Source organism: Microbacterium sp. (genome assembly GCF_031988965.1).
GTDB lineage: Bacteria > Actinomycetota > Actinomycetes > Actinomycetales > Microbacteriaceae > Microbacterium.
Genome location: NZ_DALZXX010000008.1, coordinates 13,859 through 34,025, shown reverse-complemented (window position 1 = coordinate 34,025; position 20,167 = coordinate 13,859). Strand labels below are relative to the sequence as shown.

16 protein-coding genes are annotated in these 20,167 nt (G+C 66.3%); 9 read left to right on the top strand and 7 right to left on the bottom strand.

Annotated features, from left to right (window positions below; genetic code table 11):
- Positions 1-40 precede the first annotated feature (40 nt).
- Positions 41-163: a hypothetical protein gene (locus RTM68_RS04080; RefSeq protein ID WP_312168522.1), complete on the bottom strand. Its 123-nt coding sequence runs from the start codon at positions 161-163 to the stop codon at positions 41-43.
- 104 nt (positions 164-267) lie between these two features.
- On the opposite strand from RTM68_RS04080, the gene RTM68_RS04075 reads away from it, so the two are divergent.
- On the top strand, positions 268-393 hold the full coding sequence (locus tag RTM68_RS04075) for a hypothetical protein (protein WP_312168519.1): 126 nt from the start codon (positions 268-270) through the stop codon (positions 391-393).
- A gap of 83 nt (positions 394-476) precedes the next feature.
- On the opposite strand, the gene RTM68_RS04070 is transcribed toward RTM68_RS04075, so the two are convergent.
- The 6 genes from RTM68_RS04070 to RTM68_RS04045 all read right to left on the bottom strand — a co-directional run bounded on the left by RTM68_RS04070 (position 477) and on the right by RTM68_RS04045 (position 6,406).
- Positions 477-1,217: an SDR family oxidoreductase gene (locus RTM68_RS04070; RefSeq protein ID WP_312168516.1), complete on the bottom strand. Its 741-nt coding sequence runs from the start codon at positions 1,215-1,217 to the stop codon at positions 477-479.
- Between the two features lie 14 nt (positions 1,218-1,231).
- Positions 1,232-2,242 (bottom strand): alcohol dehydrogenase catalytic domain-containing protein, encoded by a 1,011-nt coding sequence (locus RTM68_RS04065; RefSeq protein ID WP_312168513.1) that lies wholly within the window; start codon positions 2,240-2,242, stop codon positions 1,232-1,234.
- A complete protein-coding gene (locus tag RTM68_RS04060) occupies positions 2,239-3,102 on the bottom strand; it encodes a fumarylacetoacetate hydrolase family protein (protein ID WP_312168512.1) in 864 nt (287 codons plus the stop codon). Before RTM68_RS04060 ends, RTM68_RS04065 begins: the two co-directional genes overlap by 4 nt.
- Positions 3,099-4,004 carry an SMP-30/gluconolactonase/LRE family protein gene (locus RTM68_RS04055; protein ID WP_312168509.1) on the bottom strand — a complete coding sequence of 302 codons (906 nt, stop codon included), beginning with the start codon at positions 4,002-4,004 and terminating at the stop codon, positions 3,099-3,101. Before RTM68_RS04055 ends, RTM68_RS04060 begins: the two co-directional genes overlap by 4 nt.
- On the bottom strand, positions 3,991-5,727 hold the full coding sequence (locus RTM68_RS04050) for an IlvD/Edd family dehydratase (protein WP_312168506.1): 1,737 nt from the start codon (positions 5,725-5,727) through the stop codon (positions 3,991-3,993). Before RTM68_RS04050 ends, RTM68_RS04055 begins: the two co-directional genes overlap by 14 nt.
- 94 nt (positions 5,728-5,821) lie before the next feature.
- The gene (locus tag RTM68_RS04045) at positions 5,822-6,406 is read right to left on the bottom strand and encodes a TetR/AcrR family transcriptional regulator (protein WP_312168503.1); all 585 of its coding nucleotides are present in this window, start codon (positions 6,404-6,406) and stop codon (positions 5,822-5,824) included.
- 108 nt (positions 6,407-6,514) lie between these two features.
- Here RTM68_RS04045 and RTM68_RS04040 point away from each other — a divergent pair, with 108 nt between their 5' ends.
- From RTM68_RS04040 to RTM68_RS04005, 8 genes are read left to right on the top strand one after another with little or no spacing between them, the layout of a single operon-like run.
- Entirely contained in the window at positions 6,515-7,804 is a 1,290-nt protein-coding gene (locus tag RTM68_RS04040; protein ID WP_312168502.1) for an MFS transporter, read from the top strand.
- Positions 7,805-7,808: 4 nt separating this feature from the next.
- Positions 7,809-10,256, top strand: a complete 2,448-nt coding sequence (locus RTM68_RS04035) for a glycoside hydrolase family 2 TIM barrel-domain containing protein (RefSeq protein WP_312168500.1) — start codon at positions 7,809-7,811, stop codon at positions 10,254-10,256.
- The gene (locus RTM68_RS04030; protein ID WP_312168497.1) at positions 10,253-10,825 is read left to right on the top strand and encodes a family 43 glycosylhydrolase; all 573 of its coding nucleotides are present in this window, start codon (positions 10,253-10,255) and stop codon (positions 10,823-10,825) included. Before RTM68_RS04035 ends, RTM68_RS04030 begins: the two co-directional genes overlap by 4 nt.
- A complete protein-coding gene (locus RTM68_RS04025) occupies positions 10,741-12,009 on the top strand; it encodes a discoidin domain-containing protein (protein WP_312168574.1) in 1,269 nt (422 codons plus the stop codon). Before RTM68_RS04030 ends, RTM68_RS04025 begins: the two co-directional genes overlap by 85 nt.
- Position 12,010: 1 nt before the next feature.
- On the top strand, positions 12,011-14,161 hold the full coding sequence (locus RTM68_RS04020) for a glycoside hydrolase family 3 C-terminal domain-containing protein (RefSeq protein WP_312168495.1): 2,151 nt from the start codon (positions 12,011-12,013) through the stop codon (positions 14,159-14,161).
- Between the two features lie 28 nt (positions 14,162-14,189).
- Positions 14,190-15,026: an SDR family oxidoreductase gene (locus RTM68_RS04015; protein WP_312168493.1), complete on the top strand. Its 837-nt coding sequence runs from the start codon at positions 14,190-14,192 to the stop codon at positions 15,024-15,026.
- 5 nt (positions 15,027-15,031) lie between these two features.
- Positions 15,032-17,689 (top strand): family 78 glycoside hydrolase catalytic domain, encoded by a 2,658-nt coding sequence (locus RTM68_RS04010; protein ID WP_312168491.1) that lies wholly within the window; start codon positions 15,032-15,034, stop codon positions 17,687-17,689.
- A complete protein-coding gene (locus RTM68_RS04005) occupies positions 17,686-20,145 on the top strand; it encodes a glycoside hydrolase family 2 TIM barrel-domain containing protein (protein ID WP_312168489.1) in 2,460 nt (819 codons plus the stop codon). The genes RTM68_RS04010 and RTM68_RS04005 overlap by 4 nt, the downstream gene beginning before the upstream one ends.
- The last annotated feature ends 22 nt before the right edge of the window (positions 20,146-20,167 follow it).

Here is a 20,167-nt window from a genome sequence, read left to right as displayed (position 1 = left end):
GGGTCATCGTTCACCGGTGATGACCCGCGGGCCGCCGCGGTCACGCCGCGTCGTTGCCACTGGTTCGGACGACTGACACGCCGAGCTCTTCGATGCCCGCCGCCGTGGCATCGCTGAGGCCGGCATCCGTCACGATCATGTCGAGATCGGTGAGGTCGAGCACCCGGTACGCTGATCCTCAACCCCTTCACGGGTGGGGAGCCGACCGGTCCCGGTGCCCTCTCGCTGGTCGACGACGGCCTCGCGGACGTCATCGCGTACGGGGCGATGTTCCTGGCGAATCCCGATCTGCCCGCGCGACTCGAGACGGGCACGGAGCTCAATGCTCCTCAGCGTGCGTCGTTCTACGGCGGAGACCACCAGGGCTACACCGACTACCCGACGCTCGCCTGAGGAGGATCGACTTCAGCCGGGTGGTAGGCGGGGCGGAGCCGGCACCGAGTGTCATCCCCGACCCGTCGGGCCCGGAAGGCGGCTCACACCTTGATCGAGGTCATCCCGCCGTCGACGCGAAGGACGGCGGCCGTCGTGGATGCGGCGCGAGGGGATGCGAGCGACGCGACCGCGAAGGCCACCTCCTCTGCGGAGACGAGCCTGCCCATGGGTTGGCGGACGCGGAGCGCCTCCGCCGCGACATCGCGCTCAGGAGCCGAGTCGAGGATCCGGCCCACCCACGGCGTGTCTGCTGTGCCGGGGGAGACAGCGTTCACACGGATGCCGTCTGCGACATGGTCGGCGGCCATCGCGAGAGTGAGTGCAGCGACGGCTCCCTTGGTCGCGCTGTACAGGGCGCGGTTGGGCACACCGATGAAGGCGACGGCCGAGCACGTGTTGACGACGGCCGCGTGATCGGAGCGCCGGAGCCAGGGGAGCGCGGCGCTCGTCACACGCGCAATGCCCACGACATTCACGTCCAGGACGCGCAGCCACTCCTCAGCCGTATTCGCGGCGATGTCGCCAGCGGCGCCGATTCCGGCATTGTTGACGAGCACGTCGATCCCGCCGAGCTCACCGGCGATGAGAGCGATGGCCGCATCGACCGCCCCGGTGTCGGTGATGTCGGCCGGTACGGCGAGAGCCCCGTCGGGAGCATTCGTGAGGTCGCGATCGAGGACCGCGACGCGGGCACCGCGTGACAGCAGCTCGCGTGCTGTCGCGGCGCCGAGTCCGCTGGCGCCTCCTGTCACCACGGCCACCAGGCCGGTGAAATCGGACATGTGGTCTCCTTCGATCAGCGGATGGCGATATGGAACTTGGGACCGTCGCCCGAGCCGGCGGGGCGCTCGCCCGCGAGGACGCCGGCAGCCTGGTCGAGCGGCACTGTCGCGGCAACGAGAGGACGGGGGTCCACGAGTCCGGAGGCGTACGCGTCGATCGCGCCTTCGAGTCCTCCCGATGCGCTCAGGACGCCGACCGCGGTCACGTCCTTGAGGGCGATCATCCGCGAATCGACGAGGCTCGGTGTGCCGGCGAGTCCGACGTACACGACGCGCTTACCCGGCTCGACGAGATCGACCGCGCGGGCGGGGAGCGGCGCGGCATTGGACGCATCGATGACAGCATCCCACGGCCGCTCCGGAAGCGAGTCGTCGTTCCAGGCGTTCTCGAAGCCGAGCGACCGGGCGAAGTCCAGCGAGCGGGCGCTGCGCCCGAGCACATGCACCTCTGCGCCCTCGGCTCTCGCGAACATCGCCACGAGAAGCCCGATCGTGCCGGCGCCGAGCACCAGCACGCGATCGCCGGGGCGAAGCTGCGCACCCCTCACGGATCGCAGCGCGTTGCCCCCAGGCTCGACCAACGCTCCCATGGCGTCGTCGACCGAGTCGGGGAGGGGGAGAAGCGCGAATTCCGGGACGGGAAGATGCTCGGCGAGAGCGCCGGGACGACCATCGCGGATGCCGATCTCGGTGCGGAACTCGCACACGTGCTGTCGTCCGTCGCGGCAGCGATCACAACGCTGACAGCCGAGCATCGTGTCCCCGGTGACGCGTCGGCCGACCCAGGAAGGATCCACTCCTTCTCCGACGGCGCTGACACGCCCCATCCACTCGTGCCCGATGCGCATCGGGAATCCCGCGTGGCCGTCGTGCAGATACTGCATCTCGCCGGTGTAGAACTCGACGTCGGTGCCGCAGACGCCGGCGCGAGCGACATCGACGATGACCTCGCCGGGGCGCGCCACCGGAGCATCGACGTCGAGCACCGCGGTCTCACGCGGCGCGGTGATGACGAAGGCCTTCATCGCGGACCGACGACCGTCTGCCGCTGGCTGCCGAGCCCGTCGATGCCCAGCTCCATCACGTCGCCGGCGGCGAGCCAGACCTGAGGCGAGAAGCCCATGCCGACTCCGGGAGGCGTTCCCGTGTTGATCAGGTCCCCGGGCTCGAGGACCATGAACTGACTGAGGTGATGCACGATCACATAGGGGTCGAAGATCATCGTCGACGTCGAGCCCGTCTGGCGTCGGACGCCGCTCAAATCCAGCCACATCCCGAGCGACGTGACGTCGTCGATCTCATCCGTGGTGACGAGCCACGGGCCCGCGGGGTTGAACGTCTCCGCCGACTTGCCCTTGGACCACTGGCCCCCGCGCTCCATCTGGAACGCCCTCTCGCTGACGTCATTCACCACCACCCAGCCGGCGATCGCATCACGGGCCTCCTCGACGGAGCCGAGGTAACTGGTGCGCTTGCCGATCACGATGCCGAGCTCGACCTCCCAGTCCGGCTTCGTGGATCCCCGGGGGATCCGTACGTCGTCGTTGGGGCCGACGAGGGTGTTCGGCGACTTCGTGAACAGGATGGGCTCGGACGGAACCGCCTGGCCCGTCTCGGCCGCGTGGTCGCTGTAGTTCAGTCCGATGCAGAGGATCTGATGGGGGCGCGCGATCGGAGCGCCGACGCGCAGCGTGCCGATCGGAAGGGCGAGTGAACGGTCGGCGAGGCGTTGGGCGACGACTGGGCGGATGCGGTCGAGTCCTCCGGAGCCGAAGAAGCGCTCATCGAAATCGTCGACGATGTCGGAGAGATCGATGTAGTGATCCTCGTCGACGAGGGCAGCGGGCTTCTCGACGCCTGTCGCGCCGATTCGGAGAAGCTTCATGACTTCCTTTCCTGTGCGGTGAGCCCTGCCCACGGCCGTTGTGGGACCCCGGCGATGTCGAGGTCGATGGTGAAGAGACGACCTGCGTCCGGGAAAGCAGCGCGCTGCTCCTCGGCGAGGCCTTCGAGTGCGGTGGTGATGACGAGGGTCCTGAGTTCGGGTCCTCCGAAGGTCACGCTCGAGACATGCGGCGCCGGCACCGGTATCGATGCGACCCGTCGGCCGTCCGGCGAGAACCGGTCGACGCGCGCACCGCCCCAGATGGCGACCCAGAGGTGATCATCGGAGTCGACCGTCATGCCGTCGGGGTACCCGTCGGGAACGGTGGCGAAGACCTCACGAGGCCCGCCCGGACCTGCAACGGACCACGGACGTCGATGGATCGCCCGCGAGAACGTGTCGATCGAGTAGAAGATCGATCCATCCGTGGACCATCCCAGGCCGTTGGAGAGCGTGAGGTCGTCGTCGATGATCGAGACGTCCGTGCCGTCGATGAGGGCGAGGACCTCCGACGTGGAGTCCGTCTCGCCGGAGAGGCTGCCCACCACGAAGCGGCCCTGGGGATCGACCTTCCCATCGTTCAGCCGCCCGCTGCGGCCGGGGGAGAGGACCTGTGCGACATGTGAGACGTCACCGTCGTCCGACACCGTGACGACGCGCCCGTTCAATGCCACGAGCAGTTCGCCGGACTCGGCGGACGCCACGGCGGTGACGTCGCCGGGGAGTCGAAGACAGCCGGACTCCGCGATGGTCCCGTCTTCCTGGAGCTCGCCGATCAGCACGAGGCCGGCGTAGATGTCGACCCAGAGGAGGCGGGACCGTGAGGCATCCCACACGGGTCCCTCTGCCAGGAAGTGGGTGCTCTCCGTTGCGGCGCGGACGCGGGTTTCAGTGTGACTCACGAGACACCTCCGATCCGGAGGAGCCGATGAGGAAGTCGAGGTCGGCTCCTGTGTCGGCCTGCAACACGTGGTCGACGTACAGTCGCTCCCATCCGCGGCGGGGGTTCGCGTACCCCTTCACTGTGGCGTCGTTCGGCCTACGACCCGCGAGTTCCTCCGGGGGGACGTCGAGATCGAGACGTCTGTTGCGCACGTCGAGGGAGATCCAGTCGCCTGTCTGCACGAGGGCGAGGGGGCCGCCGGCGGCGGCTTCCGGGGTGACATGCAGGATGACGGTGCCGTAGGCCGTGCCAGACATGCGCCCGTCGCAGATGCGCACCATGTCGCGCACACCCTGTGCGAGGAGCTTCGTCGGCAGGGGCATGTTCGACACCTCCGGCATTCCGGGATAGCCCTTCGGGCCGCAGCCTCGCAGCACAAGGACCGAATCTGCATCGACGTCGAGATCCGGGTCGTCGATGCGACGGTGGAAGTCCTCGATCGAGTCGAACACGAGGGCGCGGCCGCGGTGCTTCAGCAGACGAGGGGAGGCCGCCGCCGGCTTGATGATCGCCCCGCCGGGGGCGAGTGAGCCCCTCAACACCGAGATGCCGGCAGCAGGGATGAGCGGCGCGTCGCGCGGGGTGATGACGTCGCGATCCCAGATCCGGGCGTCAGCGAGGTAGTCGACGAGGGGCTTGCCGGTGACCGTGAGCGCGGTGGGGTCGAGAAGATCTTTGACTTCGCGCAGGACGGCGAGGAACCCGCCGGCGCGGTAGAGGTCGTCCATCAGGTACTGGCCCGCAGGCTGCAGGTTCACAAGGAGCGGCACCTCGGCTCCGATGCGATCGAAGTCATCGATGGTCAGGTCGATTCCCAGGCGCCCGGCGATCGCGAGGAGATGGACGACCGCATTGGTCGATCCGCCGATCGCCGCGAGCGCGACGATCGCGTTGTGGAAGTTCCCCTTCGTCAGGAAGGACGAGGGCGTGCGACCGGCGGCGACGAGCTCCACGACGAATCTGCCGGTGTCGTGCGCCGCTTCGAGAAGGCGGCTGTCGGCGGCAGGTGTGCCGGCGAGTCCGGGGATGACCGTTCCGAGCGCCTCGGCCACGAGCGCCATGGTCGATGCCGTGCCCATGGTGTTGCAGTGCCCGCGACTGCGGATCATCGATGATTCGGACTTCACGAACTGGTCCTGGCTGAGGGTGCCGGCACGCACCTCCTCCGACAGGCGCCAGACGTCAGTGCCGCAGCCGAGTGCCTCGTTGCGGAAGTGGCCGGTCAGCATCGGCCCTCCAGGGACGACGACGGCGGGGAGATCGACGGATGCCGCAGCCATCAGCAGGGAGGGGATCGTCTTGTCGCACCCACCGAGCAGCACGACGCCGTCGATCGGGTTGGCGCGCAGCATCTCCTCGGTCGCCATCGCTGCCATATTGCGCCAGAGCATCGCGGTGGGACGCACCTGGGTCTCTCCCAGCGACACGACGGGGAGTTCGAGGGGGATCCCGCCGGCCTCGTAGACGCCGTTCTTGACCGACTGGGCGACCTCGTCGAGGTGCGAGTTGCAGGGGGTCAGGTCGGACGCGGTGTTCGCGATCGCGATCTGCGGGCGGCCTTCGAATGCGCTGCTCGGCGCGCCGCGGCGCATCCACGCCCGATGGATGTAGGCGTTGCGGTCGCCGCCGTCGTACCAGGCGTCGCTGCGCAGCGTGCGCTGCGGATCACGTTCCTCCGACATCGGTCCTCCTCGTCGAGCAATTCTCTACCGATCGGTAGATTACACGACGTGCGCAGGATGTGGAGCGCGGCGGTGAGGAGTCGGGCTGGCCCGCCTAGGCGAAGAAGCGGTCGCAGAAGTGCTCCCACACCGCGAGAGGGTCGAGTTGCGGATCGTGGCGCCAGGCCAACTCGAGTCCATCCCAGAAGGCGTACAGTTCCGCCGCGGCGAGCGCAGGATCAGCCTTCCAGGGGAGCGACTTGGCGATCTCCGCTCGCGCCTGGTGTGAGCGCTGTCCGAAGTAGTCGTGAGCCGGGTGGCTCGGGTCCAGAGCCTCGGCGGAGAGGATCGAATAGAGCCGCGTGAATTCTTGGCGCTCGAGATTGTGTCGGAAGACACGGGTGAATCGCGCGCGGGCCGCGCTCGGGTCATTCGGATCAGGGTCGACGGGGGAGTCGAGGTAGAAGAGCAGATCCTGCTCCTCACGCATCTGCAGCACGGCAAAGAGGAGGTCGTTCATCGAGGGGAAGTGGTGCAGGACGGAGGACTTCTGGATTCCGCTGGCCTTGGCGATGTCCGACAGAGATACCGAGTTGAAGCCTCCCACCGCGATGAGTTCGAATGCGTGCTGCAAGATCTGCGCGCGTCGCTCCTGGGGTTTCATGCGAGGGATCGGCTGGCGAGTCGCAGGTGTCGTCATGCGAACATTCTACCGATCGGTAGACATTATTCGCCAGGGTTGCTATCTTCTAATCAACCGATCGGTCGAATAACCCATCGGTCATCCCACCGAGAAAGCTGGATAACGATGTCCATCGAACTGCCTGAGCCCGCGGCTCACCCCGGAGTCCTCGACGAGCCGACGAGCACGATCGGGGTCGTCCGCTCTCGCACAGGAACCGCGCGCCTCGGATGGGGCTTCATGGTCGTGGGGCTGGCTTGGGTTTTCGCCAACAGCGTCGCCACCGCGCTGCCGCTCCAAGCGAAGATCGCGATCCTCGCGCCAGAGGACAAGGTCTTCGTCCTCGCCATCTTCACCGCGCTCGGCGGTGTCCTCACGACGCTCGCTCTGTTCTTCTGGGGTGCGGTCTCGGATCTGACGCGCAGCCGCTTCGGCAAGCGCACCCCCTGGATCGTCGTCGGCGCAGTCAGCGGGTCGATCGGGCTCTCGTTGATCGCGATCTCCGACAGCGTCGGCGGACTGATTTCGGCCTTCATCGGCTACCAGCTGCTGTTCAGCGCACTACCCGCAGCCGTCCTCGCGGTCTTCCCCGACCGCATCCCGCGCGACAAGCGCGGCACCGCATCGGCGATCTACGGCGGGGCTCAGGTGCTGGGCGGCGCGGTGGCGAACATCGTCGCGTCGCAGTTCCTCTCGGCACCGACGGGGATGTTCTACATCGCCTCGGCGGTCGTGCTCGTCGGCGGTCTGGCATTCGTCGCAATCGCTCCGGACTATTCCAGCAAGGACGAGCCGCGCGTGAAGCTCGACATGAAAGGTCTCGCCGAGTCGTTCCGGTTCCCGGCCAACGCCTCCGACTTCTATTGGGCGTTCGCAGGCCGCTTCCTCCTGCTCTTGGGCCTCTACATGGTGCAGAATTTCACGCTGTACATCCTCACGGACTACATCGGGCTGTCGAACGACGAATCAGCGCCGGTGATCGCTCTTGCGGGCTTCGCGAGCCTGATCACGATCGTCCTCGGTATCAGCCTCGCTGGCCCGATCTCCGACCGGATCAAGCGCCGACGGATGCCGATCTTCGTGGCCTCGATGCTGTTCGGCGTGGCCGTGCTGCTCCCGCTCGTCTGGCCGACGTCCACATCGATGATCATCTTCTCGGGTGTGTCTGGGCTCGGCCTGGGGGCATTCCTCGCGGTCGACACCGCACTCATGACGGAGGTGCTGCCCAGCGAGGAGAGTCGCGGCAAGGATCTCGGCATCCTCAACACCGCCAACACGGTACCCGGAATCATCGCGCCCCTCGCGACGGCGGGAATCGTCGGGCTCGGCTTCGGCTATCAGCCCGTGTTCGTGATCTCGCTGGTCGTGATCGTCGTCGGCGCCTTCAGCATCTTCAAGATCAAGTCGGTGCGCTGAGACCATGACAACGACACCGTTCAGCCGCGGCTGGGAGTTCCGACGGGAGCGGGAATCCGCTTACGTACCCGTCGATCTCCCGCACGACGCGATGATCGGTGAGGTCCGCACGGCTGATGCGCGGTCCTGGGCGCATGGCGCGTACTTCCCCGGCGGGGAGTACCGCTATCGCAAGGTCTGGACGCCGACGGAGGAGTTCACGGGACGAGAGGTCTCGCTGCGATTCGAGGGGGTCTACCGGCATTCCCGCATCCTGCTCGACGGGCGGGTGGTCGGTGGATCACCGAGCGGGTATCGCGAGTTCGAGGTGCGGCTGGACCCGCACCTCGTCATCGCCTCCGAGCATGTCATCGAGGTCGAGGTCGACAACGTCGCCACTCCGAACTCTCGGTGGTACACCGGGTCGGGGATCTACCGACCCGTGTGGCTGGAATCGCGGGACCGCGTCCACGTCCTCCCGGGGGGCATCGCGGTGCGGACGCGCAGCGTCGGCTCAGCAGCGGTCGTCGAGGTCGACGTTACGATCGCCAACCCTGGCGTCGCAGACGTCAAGCTCGACGTCATTCTCTCCAGGAACGGCGACGTCGTCGCATCCCGCAGCGCGCGTACGAGTGGCATTGCCGCCTCCGTCGACCTGCACGTGCCCGATCCCGAACTCTGGTCGGCCGACTCTCCCTCGCTGCACGACCTCCGGGTCGATCTGTCATCAGACGGCGTCCGGCGGGACGAGGTGCACCGGCGGATCGGCCTGCGCACGGTAGAGGTCGTGCCGGGCGTTGGACTGCGGATCAACGGGCGTGCGGAGATCCTGCGCGGTGCCAATGTGCACTCTGACAACGGCATCCTCGGCGCCGCCGTCTTCCCTGAGGCTGAGCGCAGGCGCATCCGGATCCTGAGGGAGGCAGGGTTTAACGCCATCAGAAGTGCGCACAATCCCGCCTCACGCGCGATGCTCGACGCCTGCGACGAGTTCGGCATGTATGTGATGGACGAAGCGTTCGACGGCTGGTACGACCACAAGACCGAGCATGACGACGCTGAGGCGTTCGATGGCATCTGGCGCGAGGAACTCGCATCTCTGGTCGCCAAGGATCGCACCCATGCCTCAGTGGTCATGTACTCGATCGGCAACGAGAACGGCGAAGCGTTCTCGCCACGCGGCCGATGCACCGCAGCGGCGATGGCGTCGGAGCTGCGTCGACTCGATCCGACACGACTGTCGACGATCGGCGTCAATCTCGTGGCAGCCTCTTTCGCCGGAGTCGCGGATGGGTACGAGAAGGATTCGAGCGCGGCATCGGCAGGAGCGCCAGATATGACGAGCACGGCTCTCAACGTGATCTCGAACCGCTTCGGATTCTTGATGACCCGCTTCCCGCGGCTCAAAGGCGCCGATCGTTCGACCCGCGAGCTCTTCAGCCACGTCGACGTCGCCGGTTACAACTACGGCACGAGCAGGTATGAGATCGACGCCGTGGTGCACCCCGCTCGCCTTATCGTCGGCACCGAGTCCATGCCCGGGGATCTCGCACGCAACCATGCGCTCGCCGAGAAGCTGCCCGGGCTCATCGGCGATTTCGTGTGGGCGGGCTGGGATTACATGGGTGAAGCCGGGGGAGGTGCGTGGAGCTATGGCGTGCGCAGCGCTCCCTTCCTCAAGGAGTACCCGCAGCTGACCTCGCAGATGGGCATCTTCGACATCACGGGAGAGCCGGGGGCGGCGATCAACCTCGGGAAGGCCGCGTGGGGCATGCTCGCCGCACCGGCGATCGCCGTGCGACCTCTCGATGTGCGCTCCGGCCCGGCGGCTCGGTCAGCCTGGCGGTCGTCGGACGCGATCGAGAGCTGGTCGTGGACCGGGCATGAGGGAGAGCGCTCCGAGATCGAGGTGTACAGCGCCGACGACGAGGTCGAGCTACTGGTCAACGGGCGCACCCTGGGCAGGAAGAAGTCGGGTGCGGGGACCGGTTTCATCGCACGGTTCCCTGTCCGCTACGAACCCGGCACACTCGAAGCGATCGCATACCGCGCGGGCCTCCCCGTCGCGCGCTCGGAATTGCGTTCCGCAGGACCGAGCGGGCTGCGCGTGACCCTGGACCGCGCATCCGATGTCTCGGTGGATGACGTGACCTACGTCCGGATCGAGCTCGCTGACGATGCGGGTGTGGTCGACTCTTCTGCTACCGACATCGTCGTCGTCCGGGTCGAGGGACCGGCGACTGTCGCGGGTCTTGGCAGCGGCGCGCCTGCGACCACCGAGTCCTTCACCGACCTCGTGCACTCGACCTACCGCGGGCGGGCACTTCTCGCGCTCCGTGGCACCGGAGCGTCGGGAACCGTCGTCCTCGATGTGAGCACCCGCACTCACGGCTCCGCTCAGCTGAGCGTCGAATCGTCGGGAGAGACGATCGGCGCCCGTGCAGGAGCCCCTTTGAAAGGCCGTCACGTATGACCGAGACCATCTGCAATCCGCTCGATCTGCCCTACCGTTTCCAAGAGCTCACGGTGGGCCCGTTCTATCGCCGCGTCGTGCGCGAGGGGGCTGATCCTTCCCTGATCCGTTACGAAGGTCGCTTCTACCTGTTCGTATCCATGTCGGGCGGGTTCTGGCACTCCGTCGACCTCAAGAACTGGGACTTCGTCGGCACTCCGACCCTTCCCAACTATGACTACGCGCCCGATGTGCGCATCATCGATGGGCACATGGTGGTCTGCGCGTCGCACCCCACGAAGAACGGCAACTTCTTCCGCACCAAGGATCCCCTCGGCGGGCAGTGGGAGGAGATCCTCGGTACCTTCACGTTCTGGGACCCGAACCTGTTCCAGGACGACGACGGCCGCGTTTACCTCTACTGGGGATGCTCTGACAAGACCCCGATTCGCGGCGTCGAGCTCGACCGCACTACCTTCCGTCCGATCGGCGCCCCGTCGACTTCATCCACGGCGACAATGAGACGCATGGGTGGGAGAGGAGAGGTCGGGACTACAACCCCGAAAACGACAAGCGCTCGATCTTCCTGAAACCGTTCATCAGTGCACGTCCGTTCATCGAGGGCGCCTGGATGACGAAGCACGACGGTCGCTACTACCTGCAGTACTCCGCGCCAGGCACCGAACTGCACACGTACGGCGACGGCTATTACACCGCAGATTCTCCGCTGGGGCCGTTCACCTACGCACAGAGCTCGCCGTTCTCATCGAAGCCCGGTGGATTCATGCCCGGTGCGGGGCATGGGTCGACTTTTCAGGATGAGCACGGCAACTGGTGGCACATCGCGACCATGCGCATCTCGAAGGCCTTCATGTTCGAGCGCCGGATCGGGTTCTTCCCGGCGGGCTTCGACAAGGACGGCGTGCTGTTCTGCAACCAGGAATTCGCTGACTACCCGTTGACGATCCCCGACGGACCGGCGGATCCGTGGTCGCTGTCCGCGAAAGCGATGCTGCTCACCGCCGGCTCTCGCCCGCTCGCATCCTCTTCGGCACCGGCGCACGGCCCGGAGCTCGCGATCGACGAGGACGCGACCACCTGGTGGGTCGCGGGTGACAAGAACCCTGGCCAGTGGGTTCAGGTCGAGCTTCCCGAAGGATCGACCGTGAGCTCGATCCAGGTCAACCTCGCAGAGCACGAGCTGAAGCCCACGGTCAAGCGCTCGCGCCGCGAGACCACCCTCACTGCGCTCTGGCAGCGTCACATCAACCAGACCGAGCCTGCGACCGAGTTCACCGTCCAGGTGTCGAAGGATCGCTCGGAGTGGACGACCCTCCACGACTCGCGGATGACGGGCGCGAGTCGATCTCACGTGTTCGTCGAGCTCGAAGAGCCTGCGGAGTATCGATACGTGCGCGTGACCGGATACTCCCAGCCATACGACGGCCTTTTCGCTGTGAGCGGGCTGCGCGTGTTCGGCCACGGAAGCGGGTCGGCTCCGGCCGCCGCGGTTCCGACGGCCAGACGGACGGGACCGATGAACGCGACGGTCACCTGGGCGCGCGTGCCCGGAGCCCGGGGATACAACCTGCGCTACGGAACCGCGGCCGACAAGCTCTACTCCAGCTGGCAGCTCGACGCTCGCACCTCGCACGACCTCGGCGCGCTCAACACCGGCCAGGACTACTGGGTCGCGGTCGATTCATTCAACGAGAACGGCATCACACGCGGCGCGGCCGTGCGTGTCGCCCTGACCCCTTCGGAAGGACGCTGAGATGACTCAGACGACGATGATCCGCACATTCGACGAGGCCGTCGAGGCGGTGCGAACTGACGCGATCACAGTCGACGAAGCGACCGAGCAGCTCCTCGCGCTTCTCGAGGATGAAGAGCTTCTCGGCCTGCTCGACGGCGACGTCCCCGTGCGCTCGATGATCAAGCTGCCGGGGATGATCAGGGCGGGAGCGATCGGCGCAGCGCAGGTCCCCCGTATAGGATTCCCCGGCGTCCAGTTCGTTGACGGCCCGCGGGGAGTAGTCGTGGAGGGATCCACCGCGTTTCCGGTGAGCATGGCCCGTGCCGCGACCTGGGATCCGGACCTCGAGCAGGAGGTCGGCGAGGCCATGGGACTCGAGGCCAGGGCCCACGGCGCGAACTACTCGGGAGCCGTGTGCATCAATCTCCTGCGCCACCCCGCGTGGGGGCGCGCTCAGGAGTCCTACGGAGAGGATCCCGTGCTGACGGGCCGGATGGGGGTCGGTCTGACGCGGGGGCTCCGTGCGAACGTGATGGCGTGCGTGAAGCACTACGCCCTCAACTCCATGGAGAACGCGCGATTCCGCGTCGACGTACGCGTGGATGATCACGCACTCCACGAGGTCTATCTCCCGCATTTCAAGGCCGTGGTCGACGCCGGAGCGGAATCGGTGATGAGCGCGTACAACTCCGTCAACGGCAAGTTCATGGACGTGAACAGTGTTCTGCTCACCGACATCCTCCGCGACGAGTGGGGATTCGAAGGTTTCGTGACCAGCGACTGGGTGTTCGGCACCCATGCCGGTCTGGAGAGCCTGGAGGCCGGAATGGACATCGAGATGCCCCTGACGCTGCTGCGGGCACGAGAACTCCCCAAAGCACTCAAGGACGGGCGGCTCGCTCGTGAGACGGTCCTGCGATCGGCCCGTCGGATCGTCGGCACGATCCTGAGCCATGCCGTCTCGCGTGACATCGCGGAGCCGACGCGCAGCGTCATCGCCTCGCCTGCGCACCGAGAACTCGCGCGCCGTGTCGCCGAGAAGTCGATGGTTCTACTGAAGAACGATGCGATCGATGGAACCTCGATCCTGCCGCTGAGCCCTGCGATCGCGCGCCTCGCCGTCATCGGATCTCTCGCGGACGCCACCAACATGGGAGACCACGGGTCCTCGTTGGTGCATCCGCCCAGCGCGGTGACGCCGCTCGGCGGGCTTCGTGAAGCGCTGCCGGACGTCGACATCATCCACTCCGACGGCACGGACGTCGCGGCAGCGGCAGCGTCGGCAGCGCAGGCGGACGTCGCCGTGCTCGTGGTCGGCATGAACCATGACGACGAGGGAGAGCGGGTCGAGAACGACGACCTGGACCTCAGCATCCTGGGCTTTCCCTTCAACTTCGCCCCCGTGAAGTGGCTCATGAAGAAGATGCCGCGCAAGAACACCAGCCAGTTCGGGCGCGGCGGAGATCGCGAGTCGCTCACCCTCCATCCGGCGGACGAGCGACTGATCGCGGCGGTGACCGCAGCCAACCCGAGCACCGTCGTGGTCCTCATCGGAGGCAGCGCCATCATCGTCGAGGCCTGGCGCGCGAAGGTTCCCGCGATCCTGCATGCCTGGTACGCGGGGATGGAGGGTGGTCGTGCTCTCGCCGATGTGCTCATCGGCACGGTCGAGCCCGGAGGGCGTCTTCCGGTCGCCGTGCCCACGGATGCCGCGCATCTGCCGTTCTTCGATGCGGAAGCGCGCACCATCGAGTACGACGCCTGGTGGGGCCAGCGCAAGCTCGACCGGGACGGCCATGCCGCAGCGTTCCCCTTCGGCTTCGGTCTCGGCTACACCACATTCGACATCGAACTCGTCGACCACGACGCGTCCGCAACCGAGGGCACAGCACTGGTGCACGTGAGCAACACCGGTGATCGCAGCGGTTCGACCGTTGCCCAGATCTACGCCGTTGATACGAACGCAGAGAACGTCGTGCCCCAGCTCGTCGGATTCCGCAGGGTCGAGCTGCAGGCGGGCGGTGAGGAGACCATCGAGGTCGATCTCGACCTCACGCCGACGCGCGAGCGGAACCCGGAGTCGCGCACCTGGGCTCGCAGGCCCGGGGCCTGGGCGATCGTCGCGGCCGCCCACAGCCCCCGGACGATCGACAACGCACGCGCGCTGTGACCGACCAGGACGAGATCGAGGAAATCTGATGCAGACAGCAATCATCACCGGCGGTACCGGCGGGATGGGACTCGCCACCGCGAAGATCATGGGTCGCGATCACCATGTGGTGCTCGCAGACCTCAACCGAGAGCGACTCGATGCGGCTGTCGCAGAGCTCGAGGCGCTCGACATCTCTGCAGAGGCGATCGTGATCGATATCACCGACCGCTCCTCTGTGGACGCGCTGGTCGCCACCGCCAACCGGTCGGGTGAGTTGCGTGCCGTCGTGCACACCGCGGGGGTGAGTCCGCAGATGGGCGATGCCGGATTCATCGTGCGGATCAATGCGCTGGGCACGGTCAATGTCGTGAACTCGGCTCTCGCTGTCGCGTCCGAGGGGTTCGCGGTCGTCAATGTCGCGTCGATCGCGGGGCACACGGCCCCCCGCGTGCTCGTTTCGAAGCGGCGCAATCGTCTTGCGCTGACCGACCCGACGCGGTTCACCGAGAAGCTCACCTCGGCGGTACGCCTCGTGCCCAAGGGACTGCGGACCGGAATCGCCTACGGGCTCAGCAAGCAGTTCGTGATCTGGTACTCGCAGGCCATGGCGGCGGCATTCGGTGCGAAGGGTGCAAGGATCCTCTCCGTCTCTCCTGGGAGCTTCGACACCTCGATGGGACGACTTGAGAAGAAGAGCGGATCCGAGCGCCTGCTCCTGGCGGCCGCGTTGAAGAGGTTCGGGACTCCGGAGGAGATGGCCGAGCTGTTGGCCTTCTGCGCCAGCGACAGAGCCGGCTACCTCACCGGCGTCGACATCCTGAACGATGGGGGCACCAGGGCAGGGTTCACCCCTGCGGTCGCGCTGAAGATCGCGCGGGGCTGACGGACATGTCATCCAAGCCCAACCACCTCAGGGTCGAGCTGCGAACAGATCCTCGAGGAATCGACTCGACGCACCCCGAGTTCTCCTGGCGCTGGGGTGGCGACGCCGTCGTCGCGCCGCAGGACGCATACGAGATCGAGGTGAGGCGGTCGGGTGGCGGCGCGGCGGACGACCGCGTCTGGAGTTCCGGGATGGTCGACTCCGAGCGGCCCTATGGCGTCCGCTATTCCGGACCGCCTCTCACCTCGGCGACCTCCTACTCGTGGCGTGTCCGTCTGCGGGCTGACGGAGCGGTCTCGGAGTGGAGCGACGCCGCGACGTTCGAGACCGGACTGTTGTCCGCATCCGACTGGAGTGCCGAGTGGATCGCGGAACCGCCAAGATCCAAGGGCAGTGACCGCCGCACGCAGTACTTCCGACGCGAGATCCAGGTCGCCGCGCCCGTGAGGCGGGCGAGGGCGTACGTCAGCGCGCTGGGCTGGTACAGGCTCTACATCAATGGGACGGATCAGACCGGTCCCGACCTCGTGCCGCGATGGACATCGCTCGACGACATCGTCGAGTACCAGGTCTACGACGTCACCGATTCCCTCGTCGAAGGAAGCAACGTCCTCGGAGTCGTGGTCGCTGAAGGGCGCTACCGCGGGGCTCTGGGCACGTTCAACAAGATCGAGACCTACGGAGACCGCCTCGCGACCATCGTTCAGGTGGAGATCGAGTATGCCGACGGCACGACGCGGACGGTGGGAAGTGACACCTCCTGGACGGTCGGCACCGGTCGCATCCTGATCGCGGACCCCAAATGGGGCGAGCGCATAGATGCGGGTGTTCCCGAGATCGATTGGAACGCCTCGGATGATCCGCAGGGGTTCGGCCCGGCGCACCCGCTGCCGCGGCATTCGCGTCGACTCGTCGCAGAAGAGGTCGAGCGGGTCACCCGTGTCGGCACCTACGCCGCCACCATCTCGACGACTCCCTCGGGCGCACAGCTGCTCGATTTCGGACAGAACTTCAACGGGTACGCCAGTATCCGACTGACCGGCACCGCAGGGAGCACGGTCGTGGTCCGGTACAGCGAAGTGCTCACCCCAGAGGGCGAACTCGAGATGGACTACCTCGAGTACGCGAGCTCGAAGGACTGGTTCCAGCGAGACGAGATCATCCTCGGAGATGAGGAGTTCGAGTACACGCCGTCATTCACGATCCGAGGATTCCGCTACGTCACGGTCGAGGGTCTGGACGTCGACCTGGCAGACGACGATGTCGTCGGCATCGAGATCTCGACGCCGCTCGCCGTGACGGGCGAGTTCCATGCGTCGGATCCACGGCTCGAGCAGATGGCGCGGACCACCATGGCTTCGCTCCGCGCCAACTTCTCCGACACCGCGACCGACTGTCCCACGCGGGAGCGCACCGGCTGGACCGGCGACGTGCAGGTGTTCGCGCCGACCGCCGCGATCATGGTCGATTCGGATGCATTCCTGCGCCGCTACCTGCGCAACCTCGCTCTGGAACAGGATCCTGATGGTCGGGTCCCGAACTGGATCCCCAGCGAGACCTCGGACTTCAGCTGGAGTGTACGCGATCGAGCGCTGAAGTTCGTGCGCTCGTCTGTCGGGTGGGGTGATGCCGCGGTTCTCGTGCCGTGGACTCTCTACCAGTACTACGGGGACGAGGAGGTTTTGCGCAGGCAATGGCACAGCGCGAAGGCATGGGTGGAGCAGCTCGAACGTCGAGCCCGGAGGAGCGGACTGTCCCGTCGCTTCGGAGCGCGTGTGGGTGCGCTGGAGAAGTACATCGTCGACACCGGGTATCACTACGGTGAGTGGCTACGTCCAGGCGAGAACGCGAGCGGGACGTTCCGAGACAACGTGCTTCGTCCGCCGGCGGCTCTGGCCACTGCGTACTATGCGCTGTCGAGTGGAGTGTTGGCGCAGATCGCGGACGTCCTGGGCGACAGGGTCGAGGCCGTGCGGTGGAAGCGGGTGTCGTCGAGGGCGCGTGAAGCATGGCGCGCCGCGTTCGTCACGGACGGAGGAAGGCGTATCGGTGACGACCGCCAGGATGACTACGTGCGAGCGCTCACATTCGACCTGCTGCCACCGGGTCACCGTGCGGCCGCAGCCTCGAGGCTCGCGGAGCTGGTCGTCGAGGCCGGAGACCACCTCGGCACCGGATTTCTGAGCACGCCGCTGCTGCTACAGGCCCTGTCGGAGAACGGCCATGCGGATGTCGCCTATCGCGTGCTGCTGCAGGAGACGGCGCCATCGTGGCTGGGCCAGCTCGACCGCGGCGCCACCACGTGGTGGGAGACATGGGAGGGGTACGAGGACAACGGGCATGCGAAGGTATCCCACGACCACTACACCTTCGGATCCGTCACGCGCTGGCTGCATGAGCATGTCGCAGGGCTTCGGCCTCTCGAACCCGGTTACCGCCGCTTCCTGGTGGCGCCCGTGATCGGTGGGGGACTCACCTCGGCGTCCAGTGCTGTGGAGACGCCGTTCGGTCGGGCCGCGGCCAGTTGGCGCCTCGACGACTCCGGCGTCATCCATCTCACGGTGATGGTGCCTCCAGGGACGACAGCAACGATCCGCCTGGTGGGCCGGGAGAAGGAACTGGCGGCGGGTACTCACCAGTCCGAATTCCATGGAGAAGCATGAAGCATGATCTGAACAGCGGGTGGACGGTGTCCAGTGACGGGAGAGAGCCTGTCGGCGTCACGCTTCCGCACGACGCGATGATTTACGAGCGCCGCACTCCGCGCGCACCGTCAGGTCCGGCATCCGGATACTATCCGGGCAACGTCTACACCTACCGTACGGATATCGACGCCCCCGCCGAGTGGGCGGACAAGCATGTGTCCGTGATATTCGAGGGCGTGTATCGACACAGCACCGTCATGCTGAACGGCGTCGTCGTCGGCACGCGCCCATCAGGGTACGCGGAGTTCACGGTCGATCTCGATTCCGCACTGCGTCCGGGGTTGAAGAACGAGCTCGTTGTCCTCGTGGACAACTCCGGCCAACCGAACACACGTTGGTACAGCGGATCCGGTTTGTACCGCCGCGTATGTCTGCTGGTCGAGGGTCCCACACGGTTCGCCCCAGATGGAGTGCAGTTCCGCACTCGAGCCGTCGGAGCCATCGCCAGCGTCGAGGTCGAGGTCGACGTCATCGACGATGACGGGCAGCCCACGGACGTCGAGGTGGAGCTCGGGCGCGACGGTATCTCGGTCGCAAAGGGTGGCGTGCGAACGACGGACGGCCACGCGTACATTCCTCTCGAGGTCGAGGCCCCCGAGCTCTGGAGTGCGGACACTCCCATTCTGTACGCCCTCACGGTGCGCGCGTCACGTGACGGTGTGACACTCGCCGAGCGCACAGAACGTGTGGGGATTCGAACGGTCAGCGCCGACGCCCGTCGGGGCCTGCTGGTCAACGGAGAATCGACTCTGCTCCGCGGAGGCTGTCTGCATCACGACAACGGTGTGCTCGGTGCCGCCACCTTCCGGGACGCCGAGTACCGTCGAGTTCGGATCCTCAAGGAGCTGGGTTTCAACGCGATCCGCGCCGGGCACAATCCGCTCAGCCGCGATCTTCTCGACGCGTGCGACGAGATCGGCATGTTCGTGATGGACGAGCTCACCGACGTGTGGTTCAAGCCAAAGTCGACGTTCGACTCGGGGCGCGATTTTCGTGCATGGTGGCGTCGTGATCTGGAGTCGATGGTCGTCAAGGACCGCAATCACGCCAGCGTGATCCTCTATTCGATCGGAAACGAGAACGGTGAGACGGCTACCGCTGAGGGAGTAGATTTCGCTCGCCGGATGGTGGCGGCCTGCCACGACCTCGATCCGACGCGTTTGGTCACGGCGGGGGTGAACCCGTTCCTCAACGCGCTCGCGAGTGCGGGGATCGGACTGCTGAATATGGGTGGCGACGAGAGCGAGGATCCGTCAGCTCGCGCTGCCCGATCGATGGAAGACGCTCCCAAGCTCGCCAGCAGCACATTGATCAACCATCTGATGAACGTCCTCAGCGAACGCATCCTCACCTATCCGCGGCTGCCCCGGTTCGACTCATCGACGAAGGATGTCTTCGCTGCGCTGGACATCGCTGGGTATAACTACGGCACTGGCCAGTACGAGCTTCATGCCAGACGTTACCCAGACCGGGTGATGGTCGGAACCGAGACGAATCCGAAGGACATCGTCAAGAACTGGAATCTGGTCACTGAACATCCGTTCCTCATCGGTGACTTCATGTGGACCGCCTGGGACTACCTGGGCGAGGCAGGGATCGGTTCGTACACCTACGGCAAGGACCGCGTCGGCCTCATCAAACCGTTCCCCTGGTTGGCCGCTGACTGCGGCGCCGTCGATCTGATCGGCGAGGTCACCGCTGCGGGACTCCTCGCCGCCGCCGCGTGGGGTAAGACGGAGCCAGCCATCCTGTCGCGTCCCCCGCAGTATGTGGGACTCAAGAAGGTGCCCACCAACTGGCGCGGTACGGACGCGATCGCGAGCTGGTCCTGGTCGGAAGATGTGGGGAGGAAGACGGAGGTGATCGTCTACTCTGCTGCGGACGCTGTCGAGCTGTTCCTGAACGGGCGTTCGCTGGGGCAGAAACCGGCCGGACCCGGGCACGGATGCACGGCTGTCTTCCCCGTTCACTATGAGCCCGGCGAGCTCGTCGCCGTCTCATACACCGGCAGCGTCGAGGTCGGCCGATCGAGCTTGAGAAGCGCCGCAGACGGGGTGCGGCTGGACCTGTCCGTCGATCGTGAGGTGCTCTCGGCGGGCGAGCAGGACCTGGCGTTCGTCCGTGTCTCGTTGGCAGACGGCGAAGGAACTGTCGTTCCGCTCAGCGGAGTCGCAGTGGCCGCGTCGGTGACCGGGGCCGGCACCCTCGCCGGCTTCGGCAGCGCCGACGCGAGGGCGAGGCACGGTTTCGTCAACGGGTTGAGCTCGACCTTCAACGGACGGGCCCTCGCCGTCATCAGGTCCGGTGCCGACGCCGGAGAGGTGACGCTGACGGTCGTCTCAGATGGCTACGGCAGAGCCAGTATCAGGCTCTCGGTCGAGAACGACGCGGTTCAGGAGGACCGTCGACGATGATGGGGCTGCAGCGGGATGGGCG

What these genes read in the sequence shown, in the direction of transcription:
- RTM68_RS04075 (WP_312168519.1), top strand. Translation starts at nt 268, where the DNA reads ATGTTCCTGGCGAATCCCGATCTGCCCGCGCGACTCGAGACGGGCACG.
- RTM68_RS04005 (WP_312168489.1), top strand. Translation starts at nt 17,686, where the DNA reads ATGAAGCATGATCTGAACAGCGGGTGGACGGTGTCCAGTGACGGGAGA.
- RTM68_RS04050 (WP_312168506.1), bottom strand. Translation starts at nt 5,727, where the DNA reads ATGTCGGAGGAACGTGATCCGCAGCGCACGCTGCGCAGCGACGCCTGG.
- RTM68_RS04035 (WP_312168500.1), top strand. Translation starts at nt 7,809, where the DNA reads ATGACAACGACACCGTTCAGCCGCGGCTGGGAGTTCCGACGGGAGCGG.
- RTM68_RS04015 (WP_312168493.1), top strand. Translation starts at nt 14,190, where the DNA reads ATGCAGACAGCAATCATCACCGGCGGTACCGGCGGGATGGGACTCGCC.
- RTM68_RS04030 (WP_312168497.1), top strand. Translation starts at nt 10,253, where the DNA reads ATGACCGAGACCATCTGCAATCCGCTCGATCTGCCCTACCGTTTCCAA.
- RTM68_RS04065 (WP_312168513.1), bottom strand. Translation starts at nt 2,242, where the DNA reads ATGAAGGCCTTCGTCATCACCGCGCCGCGTGAGACCGCGGTGCTCGAC.
- RTM68_RS04040 (WP_312168502.1), top strand. Translation starts at nt 6,515, where the DNA reads ATGTCCATCGAACTGCCTGAGCCCGCGGCTCACCCCGGAGTCCTCGAC.
- RTM68_RS04010 (WP_312168491.1), top strand. Translation starts at nt 15,032, where the DNA reads ATGTCATCCAAGCCCAACCACCTCAGGGTCGAGCTGCGAACAGATCCT.
- RTM68_RS04020 (WP_312168495.1), top strand. Translation starts at nt 12,011, where the DNA reads ATGACTCAGACGACGATGATCCGCACATTCGACGAGGCCGTCGAGGCG.
- RTM68_RS04060 (WP_312168512.1), bottom strand. Translation starts at nt 3,102, where the DNA reads ATGAAGCTTCTCCGAATCGGCGCGACAGGCGTCGAGAAGCCCGCTGCC.
- RTM68_RS04045 (WP_312168503.1), bottom strand. Translation starts at nt 6,406, where the DNA reads ATGACGACACCTGCGACTCGCCAGCCGATCCCTCGCATGAAACCCCAG.
- RTM68_RS04070 (WP_312168516.1), bottom strand. Translation starts at nt 1,217, where the DNA reads ATGTCCGATTTCACCGGCCTGGTGGCCGTGGTGACAGGAGGCGCCAGC.